Source organism: Vibrio sp. QJM3NY_35, assembly GCF_057785915.1.
The window spans coordinates 2,248,754-2,270,615 of sequence record NZ_CM173507.1 but is presented as its reverse complement, the minus strand read 5'-3'; the positions used below and the strand labels follow the sequence as shown (position 1 = coordinate 2,270,615).

Sequence of the window (21,862 nt, the reverse complement as noted above, 5' to 3'; positions counted from 1 at the left end):
CAAACTCCCTTACGCTGTCTCTTTCTGGAACAGTTCTCTAAACACAGGAAAAATATCATCCACCGTTTTAATGTTTTTCATGGCGAAGTTGTCGAAGCTACTCTCGAGTTTTTCGTATTCGTGCCAAAGCGTTTGATGAGAGCGGCGCGTTATTTCGATGTAAGAGTAATATTGGCAAGTTGGCAGAAGCGTATTGACCAGTAACTCTTTACAACGAGGAGAGTCATCAGCCCAGTTATCGCCATCAGAGGCTTGTGCTGCATAGATGTTCCACTCATTCGCAGGGTAGCGGTCTGCGACAATTTCCTTCATCAGTTTCAGTGCACTCGAAACAATGGTGCCACCGGTTTCTTGTGAGTAGAAAAACTCATGTTCATCGACTTCTTTAGCCTGAGTATGGTGACGAATAAACACAACATCGACGTTTTCGTAGGTGCGGTTTAGGAACAGATACAGAAGGACATAAAAGCGCTTCGCAATATCTTTCGTGGCCTGATCCATAGAGCCCGATACATCCATTAGACAGAACATCACGGCTTGGCTAGATGGAATAGGGCGCTTCTCATAGTTTTTAAAACGTAAGTCAAAGGTGTCAATGAACGGCACGCTTTCAATCTTTTTACGTAACTCGGCAATCTCTTCTTTGAGGCGACCTTCTTCAAAAGGTTGCGCCGGCTCCGTCATTTTAACTTGGTCAAGCTGCTCCATCAGTAGGTTAAGCTCGCGCTTTTTACCTGCTGTCATCGCGGTTCTACGAGCCAGAGATTGCTGCAGTGAACGAACGATAGCGATGTTGGATGGAATCCCCGCGCTTTGGTAACCAGAGCGGTGAGTTTTCCATTCGGTGATTTTGTTGACCTGATTTTTCTCTAGATTAGGTAGAGCTAAATCTTCAAAGAGAATATCAAGATACTCATCTTTTGAAATTTGGAAGGTAAATTCATCTTGGCCTTCGCCATCAGGGCTTGCGTCGCCTTGGCCTGAGCCACCACCTTGACCACCACCTTTAGGGCGTTCGATTTTATCGCCAGTGATGAACTGATCATTACCTGGGTGAACGCGCTCTCTAACGCCGCCTTGACCTTGGTGAAAGTTTGGCTCTTTGATGTCTTTATGGGGAATAGTGACGTCTTCACCCGTTTCAGTATTGGTGATTGAGCGTCGGTTGACTGCATCGGCCACAGATTCTTTGATTTGCTCTTTATGGCGTCGTAAGAAACGCTGTCTATTCACAGCACTCTTATTTTTGCCATTGAGCCTCCGATCGATAAATTGTGCCATAAGAACTCCCTCTCAGCTGATGTCGCGATCCTACTTTTTATTCGGGTATAAGAGTTATTGGTTTACTAAGGTATAAAAGTTATTGGTTTTTACGAGCTGCTCAGTTGAGCAGCTCAATACCGTTTAGTTATGAGGATTTACGAACTCTTAAATACCACTCAGATAGCAGTCTCACTTGTTTCTCGGTGTAGCCTTTTTCCATCATACGAGCAACGAAGTTGTCATGTTTTTTCTGATCATCCGTTGAGGTCTTAGCATTGAACGAAATAACAGGAAGTAGCTCTTCTGTGTTAGAGAACATTTTCTTCTCAATCACAGTGCGCAGTTTCTCGTAGCTCGTCCACACTGGGTTTTGACCGTTATTGTTGGCTTTGGCACGAAGCACAAAGTTCACAATCTCATTTCGGAAGTCTTTAGGGTTACTGATACCGGCGGTTTTCTCGATTTTCTCTAGTTCACCATTCAGAGAAGCGCGGTCAAATAGCTGGCCTGTTTCTGGATCGCGGTACTCTTGGTCTTGAATCCAGAAGTCTGCGTAGGTGACATAGCGGTCGAAGATATTCTGACCGTACTCAGAGTAAGACTCTAGGTAAGCGGTTTGAATTTCTTTACCGATGAACTCTACGTAGCGTGGCACTAGGTATCCTTTCAAGAACTCTAGATACTTCTCAGCGGTCTCTTGAGGGAATTGCTCACGTTCGATTTGCTGCTCAATAACGTAGAACAAGTGCACTGGGTTCGCGGCCACTTCGGCTTGGTCGAAGTTAAATACACGAGACAGGATCTTAAAGGCGAAACGCGTTGATAGCCCCGACATGCCTTCGTCAACACCAGCATAATCTCGGTACTCTTGGTAGCTCTTCGCTTTTGGATCGGTGTCTTTTAGAGTCTCACCATCGTAAACACGCATTTTTGAGAACAGAGAAGAGTTTTCAGGTTCTTTCAGTCTCGATAGGATGCTGAATTGCGATAGCAGATCGAGTGTGCTTGGTGAACAAGGGGCTTTCGATAGCTCACTGTGTTCTAGCAGCTTCTGGTAGATCTTAACTTCTTCAGAAACGCGCAGACAGTAAGGGACTTTTACAATGTACACACGGTCGAGGAAGGCTTCATTGTTTTTGTTGTTACGGAAGGTCTGCCACTCAGATTCGTTCGAGTGAGCCAGAATCATACCGTCAAATGGCAGTGCAGAAAGCCCTTCGGTACCGTTGAAGTTACCTTCTTGCGTTGCCGTTAGTAGAGGGTGTAATACTTTGATTGGAGCCTTGAACATCTCCACGAATTCCATCACACCTTGGTTGGCTTTACACAGCGCACCAGAGTAGCTGTAGGCATCAGGATCATCTTGAGAGAAGTGCTCAAGTTTACGAATATCAACTTTACCAACCAGAGACGAGATATCTTGGTTGTTTTCATCACCTGGCTCTGTTTTCGCGATCGCAACTTGATCGAGAATAGAAGGGCGTAGTTTGATGACTTTGAATTTGGAAATATCACCGCCAAAATCGTGCAGACGTTTCGCTGCCCACGGAGACATAATTGAGCGAAGATAGCGTTTCTCAATGCCATATTCGTTCTTCAATAAGTCGCCGTCTTCGTTAACATCGAATAGACAGAATGGGTGATCGTTTACTGGGCTTCGTTCACCGTCAGCAGACAATACATAGATTGGTAGTTTCTGCATCAGGGCTTTGAGTTTTTCTGCGAGAGAAGATTTACCACCGCCCACAGGGCCGAGTAGGTAAAGGATTTGTTTACGTTCTTCTAAACCTTGCGCAGCATGTTTTAAGTAAGAAACAATCTGTTCAATCGCATCTTCCATACCGTAGAAATCTTTAAATTCGCTGTAGCGTGAGATGACACGGTTCGAGAAAATACGACTCAGTTGTGGGTCTTGAGCGGTGTCAATAACCTCCGGTTCACCAATAGCTAGTAATAAGCGCTCGGCAGCATTAGCGTAAGCACTTTTATCGTCTTTACACAGCCCTAAGAACTCTTGCAATGTCAGCTCTTCTTCCTTGGCTGCTTCATAACGTGATTGATAGTGGTCAAAAATACTCATAGTCACATTCCCCTTGTTAACCAGTCAAAACTGACGAGCGATTGAAAAATAGGCTCTCCCTACATTTTAAGGTTAGACCCGCTTCCACAATTTTGCTTAACAATTATGTATTTATTTACAATTTTGCGTGTGAAAAACCTGGCGAGCGCAATAGGCAACTTGAGGCGCGTAGAATCAAATTATTTTACATTCGAGGGGATCTGGCCGTTTGTTTTGAGATTTTAGGTCGCTTAATAATACTCACAATGGATTTATGTGCATTAGATGTATAACTGGGCTCTATTGATTTTTTGGGATGAAGTACCATATAATGCGCGGCGTTATCAAAAATTGCTCAATAAATAGGTAGATGTAGTGAAGAATAATGGGTTAAAAATAGTGGCTATCAGTGCTGCGTTACTGGCTTCAACAACACATGCAAGAATCTCGCAGTGGTCACTGGGTGTTGCCGCCTCTTATTCTCCTGCTGTTTATAAAGATACACCGTCAAACCGTGCCGTAATCCCTATGGTTGGTTATGAAGGCGAGCACTTCTTTATGCGTGGATTCAGCGCTGGTTATCGCTTATTACCAGCAGGCTCACCGCAAAACATCGTATTTCGAGCGGTTTATGATTCAAGAACATTAAAGCCGGGTGATTCCGATAACGTCGATATTAAAAAGTTGGATGAACGTGATGCCTCAATATTGGGCGGTATCAGCTACCAAGTGATCACTCTGGTTGGTATGTTTGAAGCGACTGCGGGTTCGGATTTAGGCTTTAAGCACAACGGTATTTATGCGGAAGCAGCATGGCGCCTACCTATTCGTCGTAATGGCTGGGCGATTACCCCATCTATTGGTTACGCCTACAACAGTGAGCGTTTGAACAATCATTTATATGGTGTGAGTTCAGCTGAAGCGGCAAGAACTAACTTAAATGAATTCGACGCAGACTGGGATGGTCAGTACTTTATTGGTTTAGGTGGCTATCTGCATGTTACGCCAAATGTTCGAGTAACTGGTGGCGTTCGTTATACCAACCTTGAAGGTGATATTGAGAACAGCCCAATACTTGAAAGTGGCATTAACATGGCCGCAAACGTCGGTGTTGCTTACGTCTTCTAGTTGCTTTGGTTTTTCTCTCTAAATGCGGACATTAAAAAGGGTTACTCAAGATGAGTAACCCTTTTTTTGAAACTGTTATAAGCCAACTTAAAACTTATGTCTTAACGTTCTAAGCGCTAAAGATTTGAGATAGCTCTGTCGCACATAGGTGGTACTGACGAGGGCAATTACGCCATGTTGTTAGCATGCGGCGGTATTTCTCTAGCATTGGCATTTGGCTATTGAAGTGGTGATCTGCTTTGTCGAATTGAGGGTAAAGACCTTCAGAATCAACAAGGAAACGCACGTAATGTACGCTCTGAGCTTCAGAAGCGATATCAAAACCTAGGAACTGTAGGCGACGTTGATCAACTTCAGCACGTTCTTGTTCTGCAAGCATTTTGTTCGACTCTTGCATGGCATGGTACATCTCCATGATGTCGATAACTTCGCGACATTCGGCTTCAGTCAAACAGCCAAATTCTTTATTAAGTTCACGCATTTGAAGTTCGTAACCACGCTCTACAATCGTTTGTAGACGTTGGTATTTAGCGGAGTTCTCAGGATCCATTTGAGACATTAGGTAGTATTGATTTGATAGAATTAGACGCTGAGCATTGGTCATTTCCATGGGAGGAGCCTCACTAAAAACTAAATGTTATATTCTTTTGTTGCAGTAAGAGTAACAGCATTCCTACGCGTGGAAACATGATCTCAACACAGATTTAATATGATTTTTTGAATTGATAAACAAAAGTTGTAAAGAAAAGTGAAAGGATAGTTTGAGCCATAAAAGAAAACGCCCCAATTGAAATTGAGGCGTTTGAAACGGGGGTTTAACGTCGTCAGTATTGGTACTTTAGCCAGTACTAGTACTTTACGTTTGAATGGTACTGGTTTAGAACAGCAACAATTTCGTCCATTTTCTCTTTGCTTGGCGGATTTGTACCTTCAAGAGGGTAGTCAAAACCAAGTGCTTCCCACTTATGTGCACCAAGCTTATGGTATGGAAGCAGTTCTACTTTCTCGATGTTATCCATGTCTTTGATGAATTCACCTAGCAGATGAGCATCTTCAGGCGTATCCGTGTAGCCAGGAACTATCACGTAACGAATCCATGTCTTCTTACCGATTTTGTGCAGGTAGCGTGCAAAATCTAAAGTACGTCTGTTTGATACGCCAATGAAATCGTGATGTATCTCATCTCGCATATGTTTAAGATCCAACATCACTAGATCAGAGGCTTCTAGTACTTCATCGACCACTTCAGTGTGCTTACGAATGTAGCCATTAGTATCAAGACAAGTGTGAATGCCTTCAGCTTGCGCCGCTTGGAAGAAGTCACGAACAAACTCAGGTTGTAGCATCGCTTCACCACCAGAACAGGTGATACCACCACCAGAGGCTTTCATGAAATGACGGTATGATTTTGCTTCGTTGATGATCTCTTCGACCGTTACTTCCTTTCCGTCATGAAGATCCCATGTATCGCGGTTATGGCAGTACATACAACGCATTAAGCAGCCTTGAAGAAACACAATGAAGCGGATACCAGGGCCATCGACAGTACCACAAGATTCGAATGAGTGAATGCGACCAGTTGTAGACATGAGCTATTCTCGTAGAGGAATTTATACCGTGTATTTTATTACAAAAACGGTACATAAAATAGGGTCAAATGGTAACGAGGTCTTTAAAAAGAAAGGCGATCACCTGTGAAGGTGATCGCCTTTATTAAACCCGGAAAAATAAAGGACGAAAGCCCTTGCTGATGGCTAGAAGAAAGCAAACATGGTAATGCCACCAGTGGTATAGACAGATTCTTTTGCTTCTTTGTAATCAGGTGTTTTTGCTGTTAGTGCGAAGGATGCACCAACGTATTGGTTATACCAAGCCATACCAAGTACCGCTGTCGCTTGAATGTTCTCTAAAGTAACATCGTAGATAGCCGGATCTTGGTTATTTGTTCTCGCGTATTCATCAACGCCAGAACGGTCGCCTTCGATCGTCAGGTCATTAAATCGGTAACGACCTTCGAGACCTGCGTAAGTAAACCAGCCATTGTTTGATGCGCCAATCATACCCGGTTTGAATGGGTTTTCAGTAGTGATGTTGGCCGCGCCAAAGTTGCCACCTAAATCAGTACCCCAACGGAACATAAAGCCCGTTTGGATATCACTTCTAAAGTTACCCACATTAACTTCTGAGATATTTGATATTTCAAAGTCGGTGTTCGCAATAGATTGATTACGCATTAGGTTGAAATGGCTTAAATAGCCAACGCTACCCGCGTACTCATCATCTATTTGGTATTCCCAACCCATAGGCTCGTCTGATTTAGTGATCGAGTGAACCAGCTTTTGAGCATCTTCGGAAAGTGCGCGCTCACCTGTTGTACCAAACGTGATGTTAAAGCGCTGGGCTTGTTGTGGATTCAAGCTGATGTAGTTGAATTCAGTGTGAAGGTAACCGGCATATGGGCGATCATTGGCTGATGGCGTTTCTAACTCTATGTCAGAAGGGGTATACATTTTGTGGCCAATGGTGATTTCCCATTTGTCTAGAGAGCTTGCGCCCCAGTAGGAAAGACTCAATGGTTTTACCCAATTATATGGCGTAATACTTGATGATGTGTAACCCAGAAATAAGCCGTTGGTATAGTCTTGGTCGACACCAAAAATACCGTCGTTATCTAAAGCAAAAGTGACTGTAGAACGATCAGATGCCAAAGATGAAAAGGAGAGGAGAATTAGGGGTAAACAACGCAGGTATTTCATGGAGCAGTTACTCTTAAATTATGAATCGCGATATTACCGTAATTTGAGTGATTTTGTGGAAAAAAAGTGAATGGTAGGGTGTTTTTTTGCTCAACCTAACATTTCGCGGGATGGGTTAAGCTTGTGCGATTTACAGCAGATATAAAAAAGCCCCGCACATTGGCGAGGCTAATATTATTTACTGTCTATTGAGCGTGAGCTTATAGAGACTCAGTAAATGTACGTGCGATTACGTCAGCTTGTTGCTCTGCAGTTAGAGAGTTAAAGCGAACAGCGTAACCAGATACACGGATTGTTAGCTGAGGGTATTTCTCAGGGTGCTTAACTGCGTCTTCAAGAGTTTCGCGGTTAAGAACGTTAACGTTAAGGTGTTGACCACCTTCAATGCCAGCTTCGTGGTGGAAGTAACCATCCATTAGGCCTGCAAGGTTAGCACGTTGGCTGTCTTGTTCTTTACCTAGTGCGTTTGGCACGATAGAGAACGTGTAAGAGATACCATCTTGTGCGTCAGCAAACGGTAGTTTACCTACAGACGTTAGTGAAGCTACAGCGCCTTTCTCATCACGACCGTGCATTGGGTTTGCACCAGGAGCGAAAGGAGCGCCAGCACGACGACCGTCTGGAGTGTTACCTGTTTTCTTACCGTAAACCACGTTAGACGTGATAGTAAGAACTGACTGTGTAGGGATAGAGTTACGGTAAGTCTTAAGCTTACGGATCTTGTTCATGAACGTAGAAACTAGTTCACAAGCAATATCATCTACACGAGAGTCGTTGTTACCGTATTTAGGGTAATCGCCTTCGATTTCGAAGTCAGTTGCGATGCCATCTTCGTCGCGGATTGGTTTAACAGTCGCGAACTTGATTGCAGATAGTGAGTCAGCAGCAACAGATAGACCAGCGATACCACAAGCCATAGTACGACGAACGTCACGGTCATGAAGAGCCATTAGAGACGCTTCGTAGCTGTACTTGTCGTGCATGTAGTGGATGCTGTTTAGCGCAGTCACGTATTGCTTAGCTAACCAGTCCATGAATGTGTCTAGGCGACCCATTACGTCATCGTAGTTAAGTACTTCGTCAGTGATCTTGTCGCCAACTGGGCCAACTTGCATTTTAAGCTTCTCATCAACGCCGCCGTTGATTGCGTAAAGCATAGTTTTTGCAAGGTTAGCACGAGCGCCGAAGAACTGCATTTGCTTACCAACGATCATAGGAGATACACAACAAGCGATAGCGTAATCATCAGACTCTAGGTCAGGACGCATTAGGTCATCATTTTCGTACTGGATAGAAGAAGTATCGATAGATACCTTCGCACAGAAACGTTTGAAGCCGTCAGGCAGTTGCTCAGACCAAAGAACAGTGATATTTGGCTCTGGAGAAGGACCCATAGTGTATAGAGAGTTTAGGAAACGGAAGTTTGAACGCGTTACTAGCGTACGGCCGTCGATACCCATACCACCCATAGACTCTGTTGCCCAGATTGGGTCGCCAGAGAACAGTTCATCGTACTCAGGAGTACGTAAGAAACGAACCATACGCAGCTTCATTACGAAGTGGTCGATCATTTCTTGTGCTTGGTCTTCTGTGATTTTGCCAGCAGCGATATCACGCTCGATGTAGATGTCTAGGAAAGTCGAAGTACGACCTAGAGACATTGCAGCACCGTTTTGAGATTTAACAGCAGCTAGGTAGCCGAAGTAAGTCCACTGGATAGCTTCTTGAGCAGTTTGAGCTGGCTCAGAGATATCGAAACCGTATTTCTCAGCCATTTGCTTGATTTGACCTAGAGCACGATGTTGCTCAGAGATCTCTTCACGCAATTGCATTGTTGCAGCAAGATCTTCGCCGTTCTCGAAACGCTCTTGTAGAGAAGCGAATTGAGCAGCTTTGTCCTTCATTAGGAAATCAATACCGTAAAGTGCAACACGACGGTAGTCACCAATGATACGACCACGGCCGTAAGCATCAGGAAGACCAGTCAGAACACCAGACTTACGACATTTTAGGATATCAGGAGTGTAGATATCGAAAACGCCAGCGTTGTGTGTTTTGCGGTATTCTGAGTAGATTTTTGAAACCATTGGGTCAAGAGTTTCACCGTATGCTTTACAAGAACCTTCAACCATACGTACACCACCATTAGGGATGATTGCACGTTTTAGTGGCTTCTCAGTTTGTAGACCAACGATAGTCTCAAGATCTTTCTCAATGTAACCTGCATCGTGAGCAGTAATGGTAGAGATAACAGAAGTATCGAAATCTACAGGTGCTTTAGTTGCGTTTTCCTGTTTGATACCTTCCATTACCGAAGACCAAAGCTTGTTAGTTGCTTCAGTACCCTCAGAAACTAGGAAAGACTCGTCGCCTTCATACGGCGTGTAGTTCTTTTGAATGAAATCACGAACGTTTACTTCGCTTTGCCACTCACCTGCAGCAAAATCTTCCCAAGCTTTAGCAAATTGCTCTGCCATGACATACCTACCTTTTTAGTAGAAAAAATACGTACATTAACACTGTTGAGCCAGCGCCCCTCGTAAGGGTAGTACACTCTTATTAATAACAATATATATGAGCATATAAGCGTCATATGGTTATATATATTGTCACTACCTTTTATATGTTGTCTTTACTCTATGTATTCAAGACTACGCTAAAAAATTTCTGCAAACCTTAAACTAAATCAATAAATGCCAAAAAAAGTTGAAAAAAATTGAGTGGCAGGGGTTGCCACCCAAACTTTTTTTTAATCCTAATACTACTTTTGTGTAGTAAGGACCATTATAGCCAAGCTTTTAGGCCATATTGGCTTTCTAGCATACCAACTGCAAGCATTGCTACTAAACAAATAACTAAAACGCCAACTGGGATAACAATCTTATCTACAAATGATAGACGCTTCGCACGTTCTTTATCACCAATTAGACCGTTATTATCTAGAAGCATAGTCAGTGCCCATGCTAATACTGGGTTAACAACCGCTGAACCGAAGATACAGATACCAGCCGCTTGAGAATCTTTTGAATCCTTAACCATTTGCATACCCGCTTCAAGTAGAGGCAGAGATACACCTACAAGTAGCGCAACACGCATCACTGGTGGCCATACTGCTACGTCCATTGGGAAACCAAGAATCGCAACGATGATACATAGCGAACCAAGTAGAATCGCACCGCCTGGAATAGGACGCTTCGCGATTGCAGCTGGGATCATGTAAGTACCCCAAGAAGAAGTGATGTTACCACCACCCACTGCAGTACCCACCATTTGACGTACAGAACACATCGTCATTGTGTCATCAACATCCATCAGAACTTTTTCAGAACGTTTAGGGTAGTTCAGTTCTTGGAAGATACGGTGACCTAGGAAATCTGGTGACCACATTGCTACGGCAAGAATTGCGAATGGTAAAGAAGCGATGAAGTGTTCAACGTTTGGCAAGCCAAGCATCCAACCTTCAGAAGTAGAACCCCACCAGTAAACTGGGTTTAGGTTTGGAATGCCCATTTCAGTTTCGAATACGATGTCGAAGCCAGCACCTAATACTAACGCTATAGCAAGGCCAGTGAATGCACACACTGGAATAGCTAACCAACGCTTGTTCACTTTTGCTAGGAAAGCGTAGATAGCAATAGTAATAGCAAGAACGATTAAACCAACGTAACCCATGCTGCCCGCTTCAACAGTAGAAGATTGAAGACCAACCGCCCATTCTTGAATCGAGTTGATTTGGCTCATGGTACCCGTTAGGCCTAAGAAGATAAGCAAGCCACCCGCGGTACCTTCAGAAGTCAGGTTAACCAGCTTGGAGCCGCCTTTTAGGAAACTTAGGATTAGACCGAAGACACCGATAAGGATTGCCAATGCAAGAGGGTGAGCACCAGCTAGAGCGATGGTACCAATAAGAGGAATCATTGGGCCGTGGTTACCGGCAAGGTTTGCTTTAGGGTTAAAGAAACCAGAAGCAAGGATACAGAACAGCAGTGCAGGGATAAGCATTTCTACACGAGCGACTTCAATCGCAAACTCTTTACCAAGGTTTACGTGATCCCAAGCTTGAGTTAGGCCATCAGCCCAAGACATCATTACTGCAGAGTACATCGCGATGATACCAATGGTACCAGCAAGTGCAGGAACAAGGTCTTCAAGTTCAAAGCGGAAGTCACGACCTGGAAGGTTTAGACCGAAGCGGCGAGGCTTCATGATTTGAAGCTCGTGATCTAGATAATCTGAGCGGCTCTCAAATTCAGAAGCAGGGCGGTGTAGCTCTTTATAGCTTTTCTCTTCTACTTCAGAGTTCGCATTGTTCACAACGTCTGACATAGATTCCTCATATTTTATGTTAGTAATTCTAAAATTGAATTCTATAAGTTCGCGTAATTGCGTTATTTCTTAGTTATAACTCATTAACATTATGTTGCACGCCTTTAATGTGCTTTATGCAGCTAAGTTAAAAGAAATGTTTGGCATTTTTAATGCCTTATTCTTTGCTGAGGAGTCTAACAAGCTTACCCTTTAGGGTGATTGATCTTGATCACTTTATGAGTGTATGTGAAAGAAAGCTACAAAACGCAGCGATTCATTAACTTCCCATTGATGAATCGTGTAATTAGTTTTCACAAACTGTCGTTTTCTTATCTTCTCCGAGCCTTTACCGCTATGGCATTGGCTGAATGCTTTATGTTTACTGAGTTATCTCACTATTACTCGCTTATCCCACGCTCTGAGTAAAATACTTACAATGTAATAACCTTAAAATAATTGTGCCTTATGGTGAGGTTGGTGTGCTGAATGCGTGCGCTATATTTTGTCGAAAGTAATGTTTATAAGTTCACAAAACGTATTTTTCTTGTGAGATATCCAGCTACGAGAATCTCATTTTGATTAACTTTATTTAAACAATGTAAGGGGTGTAATTACAGCTTATTGATAGAACTCATTCATTAAACTGAGGCGAAAACGCTACCTTTTGCATAATAAGTCAGAGTGAATCGCTATTTATTCCAAAATATTAGGTTAATAATTTGTTGCATGTTATTCCGTGTGGTGCTAGTTTGTATCGCATGAAAAGGTCGGAGTACCTTGCATTTTCACAAACTTGGGAGAGAAAGCGCATGAAAGATGTACCGGCGCTGGACATAAAGGATCTACACAAAACGTTTGGTCAAAATGAAGTTTTAAAGGGAATTTCACTTTCTGCGCATAAAGGCGATGTAGTATCGATTATCGGATCTTCAGGGTCGGGTAAGAGTACTTTCCTTAGATGTATCAATCTTTTAGAGACACCTACCGCAGGCGAGATTTGGGTTAATGGCGAATTAATTCAAATGAAAAACAACCGCCAAGGTGTTTCTGTTCCTGCCAATGAAAAACAAGTACAGCGAATCCGTTCTCGTCTGGCGATGGTTTTTCAGGGTTTCAATCTGTGGTCTCACCTGACCGTTCTCGAAAATGTTATCGAAGCGCCTGTTCACGTCTTAGGCGTACCTAAAGCACAAGCGATTGAAAATGCAGAGTTACTACTTAAGAAAGTAGGGCTGTATGAGCGTAAAGATTACTACCCGGGTCATTTGTCTGGCGGCCAACAACAGCGTGCTGCTATTGCGCGAGCGCTAGCGGTTGATCCTGAAGTTATGCTGTTTGATGAACCTACATCGGCATTAGACCCTGAGTTAGTCGGCGAAGTGCTTGGTGTAATGCGCGATCTAGCAGAAGAGGGAAGAACCATGCTTGTGGTAACGCACGAAATGGCTTTTGCTCGTGACGTATCTAACCATGTGATGTTCTTGCATCAAGGTCTAGTGGAAGAACAGGGCGATCCAGCTAAACTGTTTACGGAACCTGAATCTGAGCGTTTACAACAATTTATCTCATCGATTTACTAATCAGAATTGAAATGCCGTTGCCAAGGCAAACAGCGACGGTGTGAACAATAAAACACAACAAGTAAGTTAATAAGCAACAACAAACACAATATTAAAACTAGCAAAACATAAAAACCTAAATCACAGGAGTAGGGATATGAAAAAGTGGTTATTAGTCGCGGCACTTGCTGCAACTGCTGCAACGGGCGTAGCTCAAGCAAAAGAATGGAAAACAGTACGCTTTGGTATTGAAGGTGCTTACCCTCCATTTAGCTGGACAGAAGCTGACGGTTCACTGAAAGGCTTCGATGTCGATATGGCTAACGCGCTTTGTACTGAAATGCAGGTGCAGTGTAAGATCGTTGCACAAGACTGGGATGGTATTATTCCTTCTCTACTTGCTCGTAAATATGATGCGATCATCGCGGCAATGTCTATCACGGAAGAACGTAAGAAAAAAATCGACTTCACTGGTAAATACGCACTTATCCCAAACAATTTCATCGCTAAGAAAGGTGCAGACCTTAACTTTGATGATCTAAGTGGTAAAAAGATCGCCGTTCAACGTGCAACAACGCACGATAAATACCTAACAGACAACTACGGTGACACTGTAGAAATCGTTCGTTACGGTTCATTCGATGAAGCTTACCTTGATCTAGCTAACGGTCGTGTTGCTGCTGTACTGGGCGATGCATCTGCTCTAGAAGAAGGCGTACTAAACAAAGCTGGTGGTGAAGACTACGAGTTTGTTGGCCCATCACTAACAGATCCTAAGTGGTTCGGTGAAGGTTTTGGTATTGCTCTACGTAAGCAAGACAAAGATCTGACTAAGCAATTAGATGCTGCAATCCTTTCACTACGTGAAAAAGGCATCTACCAAGAGATCGCTGCTAAATACTTCAACTACGACGTATACGGCCAGTAATCTTTAGCGTCAATTCTTAAGGGAGAGGTTATCCTCTCCCTGTCTACCAACTTTTTCGCAGTTCTGTTGGAATTCATTATGTTTGATTTACAAGGATATGAAGCTTCGATCCTGAAAGGGGCGGTGCTTACGATCGAAGTTGCCTTGCTGTCGCTAATTTTAGCTATGGTTCTTGGTATGCTAGGTGCCTTAGCTAAACTCGCGCCTTATCGCTGGGCTCGTGCTATTGCAACCCTCTACACAACCGTTATTCGAGGCATTCCTGATCTCGTATTGATGATGTTGATTTTCTTTGGTGGACAAATCCTTTTAAACAACAGTTTGTATTCCATCAATGAGTGGCTCAATGAATGGTTCACGTCGAGTGACCCTAACCATGAGTGGGCCGCTTACTTACCTGATTATATTGATGTCAGCCCATTTGTTGCTGGTGTCTTAACCATAGGCTTTATCTTTGGTGCCTATATGGCAGAAACGTTCCGTGGTGCGATCATGGCTGTCGACAGCGGTGAGATGGAAGCGGCAAAAGCTTATGGTATGAGCCCTGTAAAGGCGTTTCACCGCATACTGTTACCACAGATGATTCGTCACGCCTTACCGGGTTTTGGTAACAACTGGCTGGTACTACTTAAAACCACCGCGCTGGTTTCGATTATTGGCCTAGAAGACATGGTACGTGTTAGCGCACTGGCGGCAGGTTCAACCAAAATGCCATTTACCTTTTACATGACTGTGGCGATTATCTTCTTATTCTTCACCAGTGTTTCAACGGGCTTACTTAAGCTGGTTGAACGTAAATTTAGTATCCACGCGAGGTAGTTATGGACTTTTCATTGATAATTGAAAGCCTGCCTATTTACCTTGGTGGTTTATGGACAACGGCTTGGATGGTTTGTGTCGCTTTGGTAATTGGCTTGTTTGTCGCCATACCATTAGCTATCGCTCGTAACAGCCCCAATATGCTGATTAATGCTCCGGCTTGGTCATTCATCTATTTCTTCCGTGGTACGCCATTACTGGTTCAGTTGTACCTGATTTACTACGGTATGGACCAATTCTTCCCTGTGAAAGACACATTATGGGAAAACGCGTGGTTCTGTGCGTTGGTGGCATTCATTCTTAACACGTCAGCTTATACTGCAGAGATCATTCGTGGTGCGATTAACGGTTTACCGAAAGGTGAAGTGGAAGCAGCAAAAGCATACGGTATGAGTACACCTAAGACTTACCGCCGTATTATTCTGCCAAGTGCATTACGTCGCGCATTACCGGCTTACAGTAATGAAGTTATCTTCATGCTTCACGGTTCAGCAGTTGCGGGTATCGTAACGATTATGGACTTAACAGGTGCCGCGCGTTTGGTTAACTCACGTTACTACGCTCCATTCGAATCTTTCCTAACGGCAGGTCTGTTCTACATGGCGCTAACGTTTATCATCATTGCGATTTTTAAATTCGCAGAGAAGCGTTTCCTTGCTTACCTAAGACCACTAAGCTAATAAGTACACAGTAACAATCTCAGTTAAACAAACGGTGCTTTCATAGCGCCGTTTTTTATATCGTCAAAACTACTGTTCTTTAATTTTTCGGCGGAAAAAAGAGCGTGTTAACTGAGGATTTTTAAAAATAGTTAACTTGCTTCAAATTGCACTCACATATTCATGAGATTAATTGCTTTAGATTTAGCGATAGATAGACTCAGCGAAATTTTGTTGTTGTATGGAATAATGATGAAAAAGAGTAAGTTACTATCCAATTTGGTGCTTTGTGCGATTGCCTTATCACTTTTAGGATGCGGAGGTGGCAGCGGCGGTGAAAGTGCCCAAACTGGTTCTGGTGGTTCTGGTGGTTCTGGTGGTTCTGGTGGTTCTGGTGGTTCTGGTGGTTCTGGTGGTTCTGGTGGGGAAGGTAATGAAGGTGACGGAAATGGTGATCCTGGCATTACTCCAACTCCACAAACCGCGGTACAAAAGGCATTGTCCACAGGTGATGCTTCTCATGTAACGGACTCTCAAGAGTTTATTGATGCTAGCCGAGCATTAGTTGCTCAATACAACTCGAACTTCAATCATATTAAGCAAGCATTATCCCAAAACTCTGAAGGAGAGCCTTTACGCAATCTTCATTGGGATCCAACACATGACTCGGCAATTCTCTTACCTACCTATGGTTTTAACGATGCCATCTTAAAATCCAATAAAGCGATGCAAGATGGGTATTCCGACCAAGAGCTTGTCATTGGTATTGCGGGTTATACGTCAGACGACAGCCGCTATGCAGCATTGGCAAGTAACCCGTTTCGAACTAAGCAGCGCTTCCCTGATTCTGTCAACGAAGAGATGGATACTTGGTTGAATAACTTGGTTAGGTGGACTTCTAGTACTGACTCGCCACAAAATGTTGTGTTGGCTCAGCTTGATCAGTCTCATTACTTTCCTGATGACCAAGCGACACGAAACTGGTTAATCGACAATGTTAATGCTTCTATGGTCCTCAACGCTGACAACGCTTGTGATGGCAGTAAATTAAGTCAATGTCTTGAAGCCAATAACCCTGACTTACTCGTTTTGTCTCAAAAGTTAAATGATGGTGATGATATTGAAGATGTGATTTCAGGGTTACGTTTGGCGTTCAGTAAAAATATTCCGGTGTTATACCTACATCTTGATGGCGGTATGACGGACTTAGGTAACGCGCTATTTTCAGAAATGCACATGACTTACGTTGGTGACAACTATTGGCGTAAGCTAGGTTTATCGAACTGGGATTCTACACAGCTGATTGATCAAATACCGGATAATATTGTCCAGCAACAAGCGCTTTTACAAAGACTAAAAGACGACAGTTTCACAGTTGACTTGAGTACCTGTGATGATAAATCTTGCCCTGATGAATCCAATATGGATGAAGAGTTCTATACTGCAGCAAACAGCATACGTGCACACCTAACGTCGCTAGATAGTAAGAAAGTTGACCTGTTCGCAACAGATGATTATGAATATGAAAAGCTGTTGCTGCTACTTGCTGATCATTATCGTCAAGACGTTCAGTACCCAATGGGTAAGAGCGTGACAGAGAGAATTGATTTTCTTCGCTCCTATTACAGTGATTACGCGGCCTACAACAGTCGCGTGTATAACGCGGCGCAACCAAGCCTAGGCAATTTTAGTACCAAGAGTTTTGAAAACGTACCGCTCGTCACCAAAACAATTGCCTTGGAGTCCAAGAGACACTTTCGATCAGCTGGAGTGTACGCATTGCCAGGTGAGACGATTAAGGTGACTCGCTTAGACAGTAACGAAGTGGCTACGTCTATTGCATTTAATACATTGCGGAGTGGCGCGACACACGAGTTTTCAGGCAATGACGGTTACGCTCGGCCGAAATTTTTAACCTCGGTAACCTATCCAGTGAAACCAGGAGAGACGATTTATCTCACTTCAGCCTATGGTGGAACATTACAGGTTCATTTTGATACCAATGATATCGATGTGGAGTTGCGTTTTGAAAATGTTGCTCAACACCCGGTTTGGCGAAGTGAAGCGGACAACGATAGTTTTGTGGCACAGCTTGAAGAAGGAAAGTTTGACTGGGCAGAACTGGTAACACCTGGATTTGAAGTCCACTCTAAACTAGACAAAATGAATGAGTCTATCAGTGCTGCTGACTGGGCTCAGCCTCATGATATGGCTCTTGCCACAGAGCGTTATGTACATAACTTTCCTCATGCACTTGCAGGCTTTAAAGGGCCGGGTATTGATGAAATTGCTGAAATACACCAATACGGGGAAGACAAGGGCTGGGAAATTGCAACCATTGACATTGTAAAGCATATGAACGCAGACCAAGCTAACTGTGGCTATGGTTGTTCAGGAAACCCGTATGATGCCTATTGGTCGTTTCATCCATTAGGGCATGGTGATCTTCACGAGTTAGGGCATGGTTTAGATCGTGGTCGATTTAGGTTTAGCGGTTGGGATGGGCACTCTACAACGAACTACTATTCGTATTTTAGTAAATCAAAATATTATAACGACACCGGAAAAGTATCGTCTTGCCAAGGCTTAGATTTTAAAGGGCAGTATGAAGTTTTGCAGCAGAGCCGAACTCAACCTGACCCAAATGCTTTTATGGCAGCTCAGAATCAAACTGGTTGGAGTTGGGGGGCACGCATATTCATTCAAATGATGATGTTAGCACAAGATCAAGACGTATTAGATTATGGCTGGCATATGTTAGGGCGATTGCATTTGATAGAGCGCGAGTTCAACCGTTTAAAATCGAGTGATGAGTTGTGGATTACACGTAGGCACACCATTGGCTTTGACAGCTATTCAAGAGACGAAGTAAACCAGATCACGAACGACGATTGGCTGTTGGTTGCGCTGAGTTATGTCAATGAGCGGGATATGCGGAATTATCTAGATATGTGGGGCTTTAGTTTTACGGATAAAGCAAAACAACAAGTAGTGACACTGAATTTGCCACCAATGCCACTAACGTACTTCGCGAGCTCAAACCAAGGTTATTGTGTCGATGAGTTTGCCACAGCACCTATTAGTATCGACGGGACAACCCCTTGGCCAATCAACTAATCTAAAAAGTAAATAGGGAGCATGAGCTCCCTATTTTCTACTTAAACGTCGACCAAATTGGTGCGTGGTCAGATGGCTTTTCAATGCCACGTAGGTCGTAGTCGATGCCTGCTTCAGTACACTTATCAGCAAGTTTCTGAGTTGCTAGGACTACATCAATACGTAGGCCGCGGTTGTCTACGAAACCTTTTGAACGGTAATCAAACCACGAGTATTGATCATTCACTTCAGGGTGCAGTAGACGGAAGCTATCCACAAAACCCCAATCCATTAGAGTTTTTAGCCATTCGCGTTCTTCAGGTTGGAAAGAGCACTTACCGGTTTTCAACCAACGTTTCGCATTAGGTTCACCAATGCCGATGTCTGCGTCGATAGGGCTGATATTAATGTCGCCCATCACGATCACTTGTTCATCTTTGTTGTGGTGATCGTTTAGGTAAGTCATCAAGTCTTTGTAGAACTCGCGCTTGTACGGGTATTTGGTTTCATGCTTGATGTTATCCCCTTGAGGGAAGTAACCATTTAGTACGGTAACCTTTTCACCGTTTTCATCTTCAAACGTCGCCATGATCATACGCTTTTGATGGTCTTCATTGTCGGTTGGAAAACCTTTCTGAACTGAGATTGGCTCTTGCTTACACAGCATAGCCACACCGTAATGCGCTTTTTGGCCGTGAAAGTAAACCTTGTAGCCCATTGCTTCAACATCAGCAATAGGGAAGGCTTCATCGTGTACTTTTATCTCTTGCAGACCAATTACGTCCGGTTGGTGTTTGTCGATAACAGCTTGCAGTTGATGAAGGCGGGCTCTCAGGCCGTTGATGTTGAAGCTAATTACTTTCATTTGTTTTTATACCTCTCGTAAACCTTTGTCACTGCGAGTTTTCAAAGATTTTTTGATTTGGTGGATTTCATGGTTCATCGTATTTAACCATGCTTAATAATTTCTGTCGCCATTTTGTCGAGACTAAATGGCGACGTTAAATTGTGTGAATACCTACAGTTACGCTGAGTCTACTGAGTTTTTAATAAGTCTAAAAAGAAGGCGTATTCAAGAGCATCTTCTTTTAATCGCTTAAATCGACCAGAAGCGCCACCGTGACCGGCTTCCATATCGGTTTTGAACACCAGTACATTGTTGTCTGTTTTCATTTCACGCAGTTTCGCCACCCATTTCATTGGCTCAAAGTACTGTACCTGTGAATCATGTAGGCCTGTTGTCACCAACATGTTTGGGTAGTTTTGTACCTTAATGTTGTCGTACGGTGAGTAACTCAGCATGTAGTCATAGTAGGTTTTATTGTTAGGGTTACCCCATTCGTCGTATTCGTTAGTCGTAAGAGGGATCGACTCATCAAGCATGGTTGTCGCAATGTCTACAAACGGAACATGTGCACCAATACCACGGTACAGTTGTGGTGCTTGATTGATGATTGCACCCATCAATAGACCGCCAGCAGACCCCCCAACGGCGAACACTTTATCCTTAGCGCCATAGCCTTCTTCAACAAGCTCTTTGGTTACATCAATAAAGTCGTTGAACGTGTTTTGTTTGGTCAGTTTTTTTCCATCTTCATACCAAGGGCGACCAAGCATTTCTGAACCGCGGACATGTGCGATGGCATAAACAAAACCTCTATCTAGTAGGCTTAGGCGAGTTGAGCTGAAGGTAGGTTCAATCGTAGAGCCGTAAGACCCATAGCCGTATTGGTAGATTGGGTTAGTGCCGTCTTTCTTGAATAAATCTTTGCGATAAACCAAAGACACAGGAACTTGCTTACCATCGCGAGCCGTAACCATGATTCGCTCTGATTGGTAGTTATCCGCTTCGAAATCACCTAATACGGGTGTTTGCTTTTTGATTTCGGATTCACCTGTACTTAGGTCGAAATCATAATAAGTACCTGGCGTGGTTAAGCTGCTGTAATAGATACGAACTTTTGAGTTATCTAATTCATAGTTACTCGTTAGGTAAGCGGCAAATGCGGTGTCGTTGAATTCAAGTGGGAACTCGTTGCCTGTTGAGAGTTGGCGAACTTTCACTGTCGATAAGCCACCCGCACGTTGCTCGTAAACAAGATGGTCATCAAACAACTCGAAATCAACAAGCTGAGTGTTATCGTCTGCTGCAATGACATCGCCCCATTTTGAGCGGTCATGCATGTCTTCAGCTGTGACTTTCATTAAACGAAAGTTGACCGCTTGGTAGTTGGTATAGATGTAATACCAATCACCCAGTTTAGCGATGCTGTACTCTATACCTGTCTCTTTTGGGTAAAAAGCTTCGGCTTTAGCCTTTGGATCGTTGGCATCTATGACTGAAACACCGCTGGTTTCTGTGCTCGAGTGCCAAATGTAGACTTGTTCACCATCTTTGCTTTTACTCAAAGAGGTGTAGTAAGCGCTATCGGTTTCTTCGTAGATTAACTCATCGTTTGCCTGAGCTGTGCCTAAAGTGTGGCGGTAAACTTGATAACCCAGCAATGTTTGTGGATCTTTTTTGATGTAATAGAAGGCTTGGTTGTCGTTTTGCCACGCGATCGCACTCGAAGCGCCTTCAATTTCATCATTTAGGTATTCACCTGTCGTGAGGTCTTTGATCTTGATGGTATAAATGCGGCGGCTCAGCGTATCTTCGCCATAGGCCAACAAGTTTTCGTCTGGGCTGATTGTTAAGCCGCCAATACTGAAGAATTCATGGCCTTTTGCTAGTTCATTAACGTCTAAGATGACTTGCTTGTCTGTGCCTAAAAAATTTTTTTCACGCAAGTGAACTGGGTATTCGTTGTCACCAGTGACTTTATTTGAGTAGTAGTAACTGCCTTTGCGAACTGGTACCGAATTGTCGTCTTTCGCGATTCGGCCTTTGATCTCTTCAAACAACTGTTTTTGTGACGCTTCTGTATGTTTCAACACTGTATCTGCGTACTGATTCTCTTGTTCAAGATGCTGCAAGATCTCTGGATCTTGGCGTTCATCATCGCGCATCCAGTAGTAATTATCGATTCGGGTATCACCATGAATCGTCATTGTATGAGGGACTTTCTTAGCAACAGGAGCTTGTTTTTGCTGAGCGACGAGCTGCGATGGAGAGTAGTGGTTCATGGTTGTAATTCCTTGATTACTGCATCCGGCTGCAAGCGCGACCGATACGGCTAATGTGGTTAAAGCGATACGCATCTATATATCCTTAGTGTGCACCTTACTCGTTTTAATGCCAGCATCCTTATTAGGTACTTTGGTGTCCGTCCAGTGATTGTTATTTA

The 21,862-nt window shown here is 43.5% G+C and carries 15 protein-coding genes; 6 read left to right on the top strand and 9 right to left on the bottom strand.

Annotated elements, in window-relative coordinates:
- Positions 1-9 precede the first annotated feature (9 nt).
- Both AC3CH3_RS10140 and AC3CH3_RS10135 read right to left on the bottom strand, forming a co-directional pair.
- Positions 10-1,281, bottom strand: coding sequence for a YeaH/YhbH family protein (locus AC3CH3_RS10140; protein WP_017062133.1), 1,272 nt, complete (start codon positions 1,279-1,281; stop codon positions 10-12).
- A 127-nt stretch (positions 1,282-1,408) separates the two neighbouring features.
- Positions 1,409-3,343, bottom strand: a complete 1,935-nt coding sequence (locus AC3CH3_RS10135) for a PrkA family serine protein kinase (RefSeq protein ID WP_488537084.1) — start codon at positions 3,341-3,343, stop codon at positions 1,409-1,411.
- A 354-nt stretch (positions 3,344-3,697) separates the two neighbouring features.
- On the opposite strand from AC3CH3_RS10135, the gene AC3CH3_RS10130 reads away from it, so the two are divergent.
- Positions 3,698-4,450: a MipA/OmpV family protein gene (locus AC3CH3_RS10130; RefSeq protein WP_019820890.1), complete on the top strand. Its 753-nt coding sequence runs from the start codon at positions 3,698-3,700 to the stop codon at positions 4,448-4,450.
- 109 nt (positions 4,451-4,559) lie between these two features.
- On the opposite strand, the gene AC3CH3_RS10125 is transcribed toward AC3CH3_RS10130, so the two are convergent.
- From AC3CH3_RS10125 to AC3CH3_RS10105, 5 genes are all read right to left on the bottom strand, one after another.
- Complete coding sequence (locus AC3CH3_RS10125) at positions 4,560-5,060, bottom strand: YfbU family protein (protein WP_054547269.1); 501 nt, start codon at positions 5,058-5,060, stop codon at positions 4,560-4,562.
- Between the two features lie 238 nt (positions 5,061-5,298).
- A complete protein-coding gene (pflA, locus tag AC3CH3_RS10120) occupies positions 5,299-6,039 on the bottom strand; it encodes a pyruvate formate lyase 1-activating protein (RefSeq protein WP_171308477.1) in 741 nt (246 codons plus the stop codon).
- A gap of 165 nt (positions 6,040-6,204) precedes the next feature.
- Positions 6,205-7,206, bottom strand: a complete 1,002-nt coding sequence (locus AC3CH3_RS10115; RefSeq protein WP_488537083.1) for a lipid A deacylase LpxR family protein — start codon at positions 7,204-7,206, stop codon at positions 6,205-6,207.
- A gap of 200 nt (positions 7,207-7,406) precedes the next feature.
- A complete protein-coding gene (pflB, locus tag AC3CH3_RS10110; protein WP_019820899.1) occupies positions 7,407-9,683 on the bottom strand; it encodes a formate C-acetyltransferase in 2,277 nt (758 codons plus the stop codon).
- A gap of 307 nt (positions 9,684-9,990) precedes the next feature.
- The gene (locus tag AC3CH3_RS10105; RefSeq protein WP_019820901.1) at positions 9,991-11,532 is read right to left on the bottom strand and encodes a DUF3360 family protein; all 1,542 of its coding nucleotides are present in this window, start codon (positions 11,530-11,532) and stop codon (positions 9,991-9,993) included.
- Between the two features lie 791 nt (positions 11,533-12,323).
- Here AC3CH3_RS10105 and AC3CH3_RS10100 point away from each other — a divergent pair.
- From AC3CH3_RS10100 to AC3CH3_RS10080, 5 genes are all read left to right on the top strand, one after another.
- The gene (locus AC3CH3_RS10100; protein WP_004736532.1) at positions 12,324-13,094 is read left to right on the top strand and encodes an ABC transporter ATP-binding protein; all 771 of its coding nucleotides are present in this window, start codon (positions 12,324-12,326) and stop codon (positions 13,092-13,094) included.
- A gap of 136 nt (positions 13,095-13,230) precedes the next feature.
- Positions 13,231-14,001 (top strand): ABC transporter substrate-binding protein, encoded by a 771-nt coding sequence (locus tag AC3CH3_RS10095; protein ID WP_019820903.1) that lies wholly within the window; start codon positions 13,231-13,233, stop codon positions 13,999-14,001.
- Positions 14,002-14,079: 78 nt separating this feature from the next.
- On the top strand, positions 14,080-14,820 hold the full coding sequence (locus AC3CH3_RS10090; protein WP_488537082.1) for an ABC transporter permease: 741 nt from the start codon (positions 14,080-14,082) through the stop codon (positions 14,818-14,820).
- 2 nt (positions 14,821-14,822) lie between these two features.
- Positions 14,823-15,500 (top strand): ABC transporter permease, encoded by a 678-nt coding sequence (locus AC3CH3_RS10085; protein WP_048607432.1) that lies wholly within the window; start codon positions 14,823-14,825, stop codon positions 15,498-15,500.
- 231 nt (positions 15,501-15,731) lie between these two features.
- Positions 15,732-18,596, top strand: coding sequence for an ImpA family metalloprotease (locus AC3CH3_RS10080; protein ID WP_488537081.1), 2,865 nt, complete (start codon positions 15,732-15,734; stop codon positions 18,594-18,596).
- Positions 18,597-18,633: 37 nt separating this feature from the next.
- Here AC3CH3_RS10080 and xthA read toward each other — a convergent pair whose 3' ends face one another.
- Both xthA and AC3CH3_RS10070 read right to left on the bottom strand, forming a co-directional pair.
- Complete coding sequence (gene xthA / locus AC3CH3_RS10075) at positions 18,634-19,440, bottom strand: exodeoxyribonuclease III (protein ID WP_123284414.1); 807 nt, start codon at positions 19,438-19,440, stop codon at positions 18,634-18,636.
- 170 nt (positions 19,441-19,610) lie between these two features.
- On the bottom strand, positions 19,611-21,701 hold the full coding sequence (locus AC3CH3_RS10070) for a S9 family peptidase (RefSeq protein ID WP_488538174.1): 2,091 nt from the start codon (positions 21,699-21,701) through the stop codon (positions 19,611-19,613).
- Between the last annotated feature and the right edge of the window lie 161 nt (positions 21,702-21,862).

Bases quoted from the DNA above. Each gene is read 5' to 3' on its own strand.
- AC3CH3_RS10140 (WP_017062133.1), bottom strand. From the start codon at position 1,281: ATGGCACAATTTATCGATCGGAGGCTCAATGGCAAAAATAAGAGTGCT.
- AC3CH3_RS10135 (WP_488537084.1), bottom strand. From the start codon at position 3,343: ATGAGTATTTTTGACCACTATCAATCACGTTATGAAGCAGCCAAGGAA.
- AC3CH3_RS10125 (WP_054547269.1), bottom strand. From the start codon at position 5,060: ATGGAAATGACCAATGCTCAGCGTCTAATTCTATCAAATCAATACTAC.
- pflA (WP_171308477.1), bottom strand. From the start codon at position 6,039: ATGTCTACAACTGGTCGCATTCACTCATTCGAATCTTGTGGTACTGTC.
- AC3CH3_RS10115 (WP_488537083.1), bottom strand. From the start codon at position 7,206: ATGAAATACCTGCGTTGTTTACCCCTAATTCTCCTCTCCTTTTCATCT.
- pflB (WP_019820899.1), bottom strand. From the start codon at position 9,683: ATGGCAGAGCAATTTGCTAAAGCTTGGGAAGATTTTGCTGCAGGTGAG.
- AC3CH3_RS10105 (WP_019820901.1), bottom strand. From the start codon at position 11,532: ATGTCAGACGTTGTGAACAATGCGAACTCTGAAGTAGAAGAGAAAAGC.
- AC3CH3_RS10100 (WP_004736532.1), top strand. From the start codon at position 12,324: ATGAAAGATGTACCGGCGCTGGACATAAAGGATCTACACAAAACGTTT.
- AC3CH3_RS10095 (WP_019820903.1), top strand. From the start codon at position 13,231: ATGAAAAAGTGGTTATTAGTCGCGGCACTTGCTGCAACTGCTGCAACG.
- AC3CH3_RS10090 (WP_488537082.1), top strand. From the start codon at position 14,080: ATGTTTGATTTACAAGGATATGAAGCTTCGATCCTGAAAGGGGCGGTG.
- AC3CH3_RS10085 (WP_048607432.1), top strand. From the start codon at position 14,823: ATGGACTTTTCATTGATAATTGAAAGCCTGCCTATTTACCTTGGTGGT.
- AC3CH3_RS10080 (WP_488537081.1), top strand. From the start codon at position 15,732: ATGAAAAAGAGTAAGTTACTATCCAATTTGGTGCTTTGTGCGATTGCC.
- xthA (WP_123284414.1), bottom strand. From the start codon at position 19,440: ATGAAAGTAATTAGCTTCAACATCAACGGCCTGAGAGCCCGCCTTCAT.
- AC3CH3_RS10070 (WP_488538174.1), bottom strand. From the start codon at position 21,701: ATGAACCACTACTCTCCATCGCAGCTCGTCGCTCAGCAAAAACAAGCT.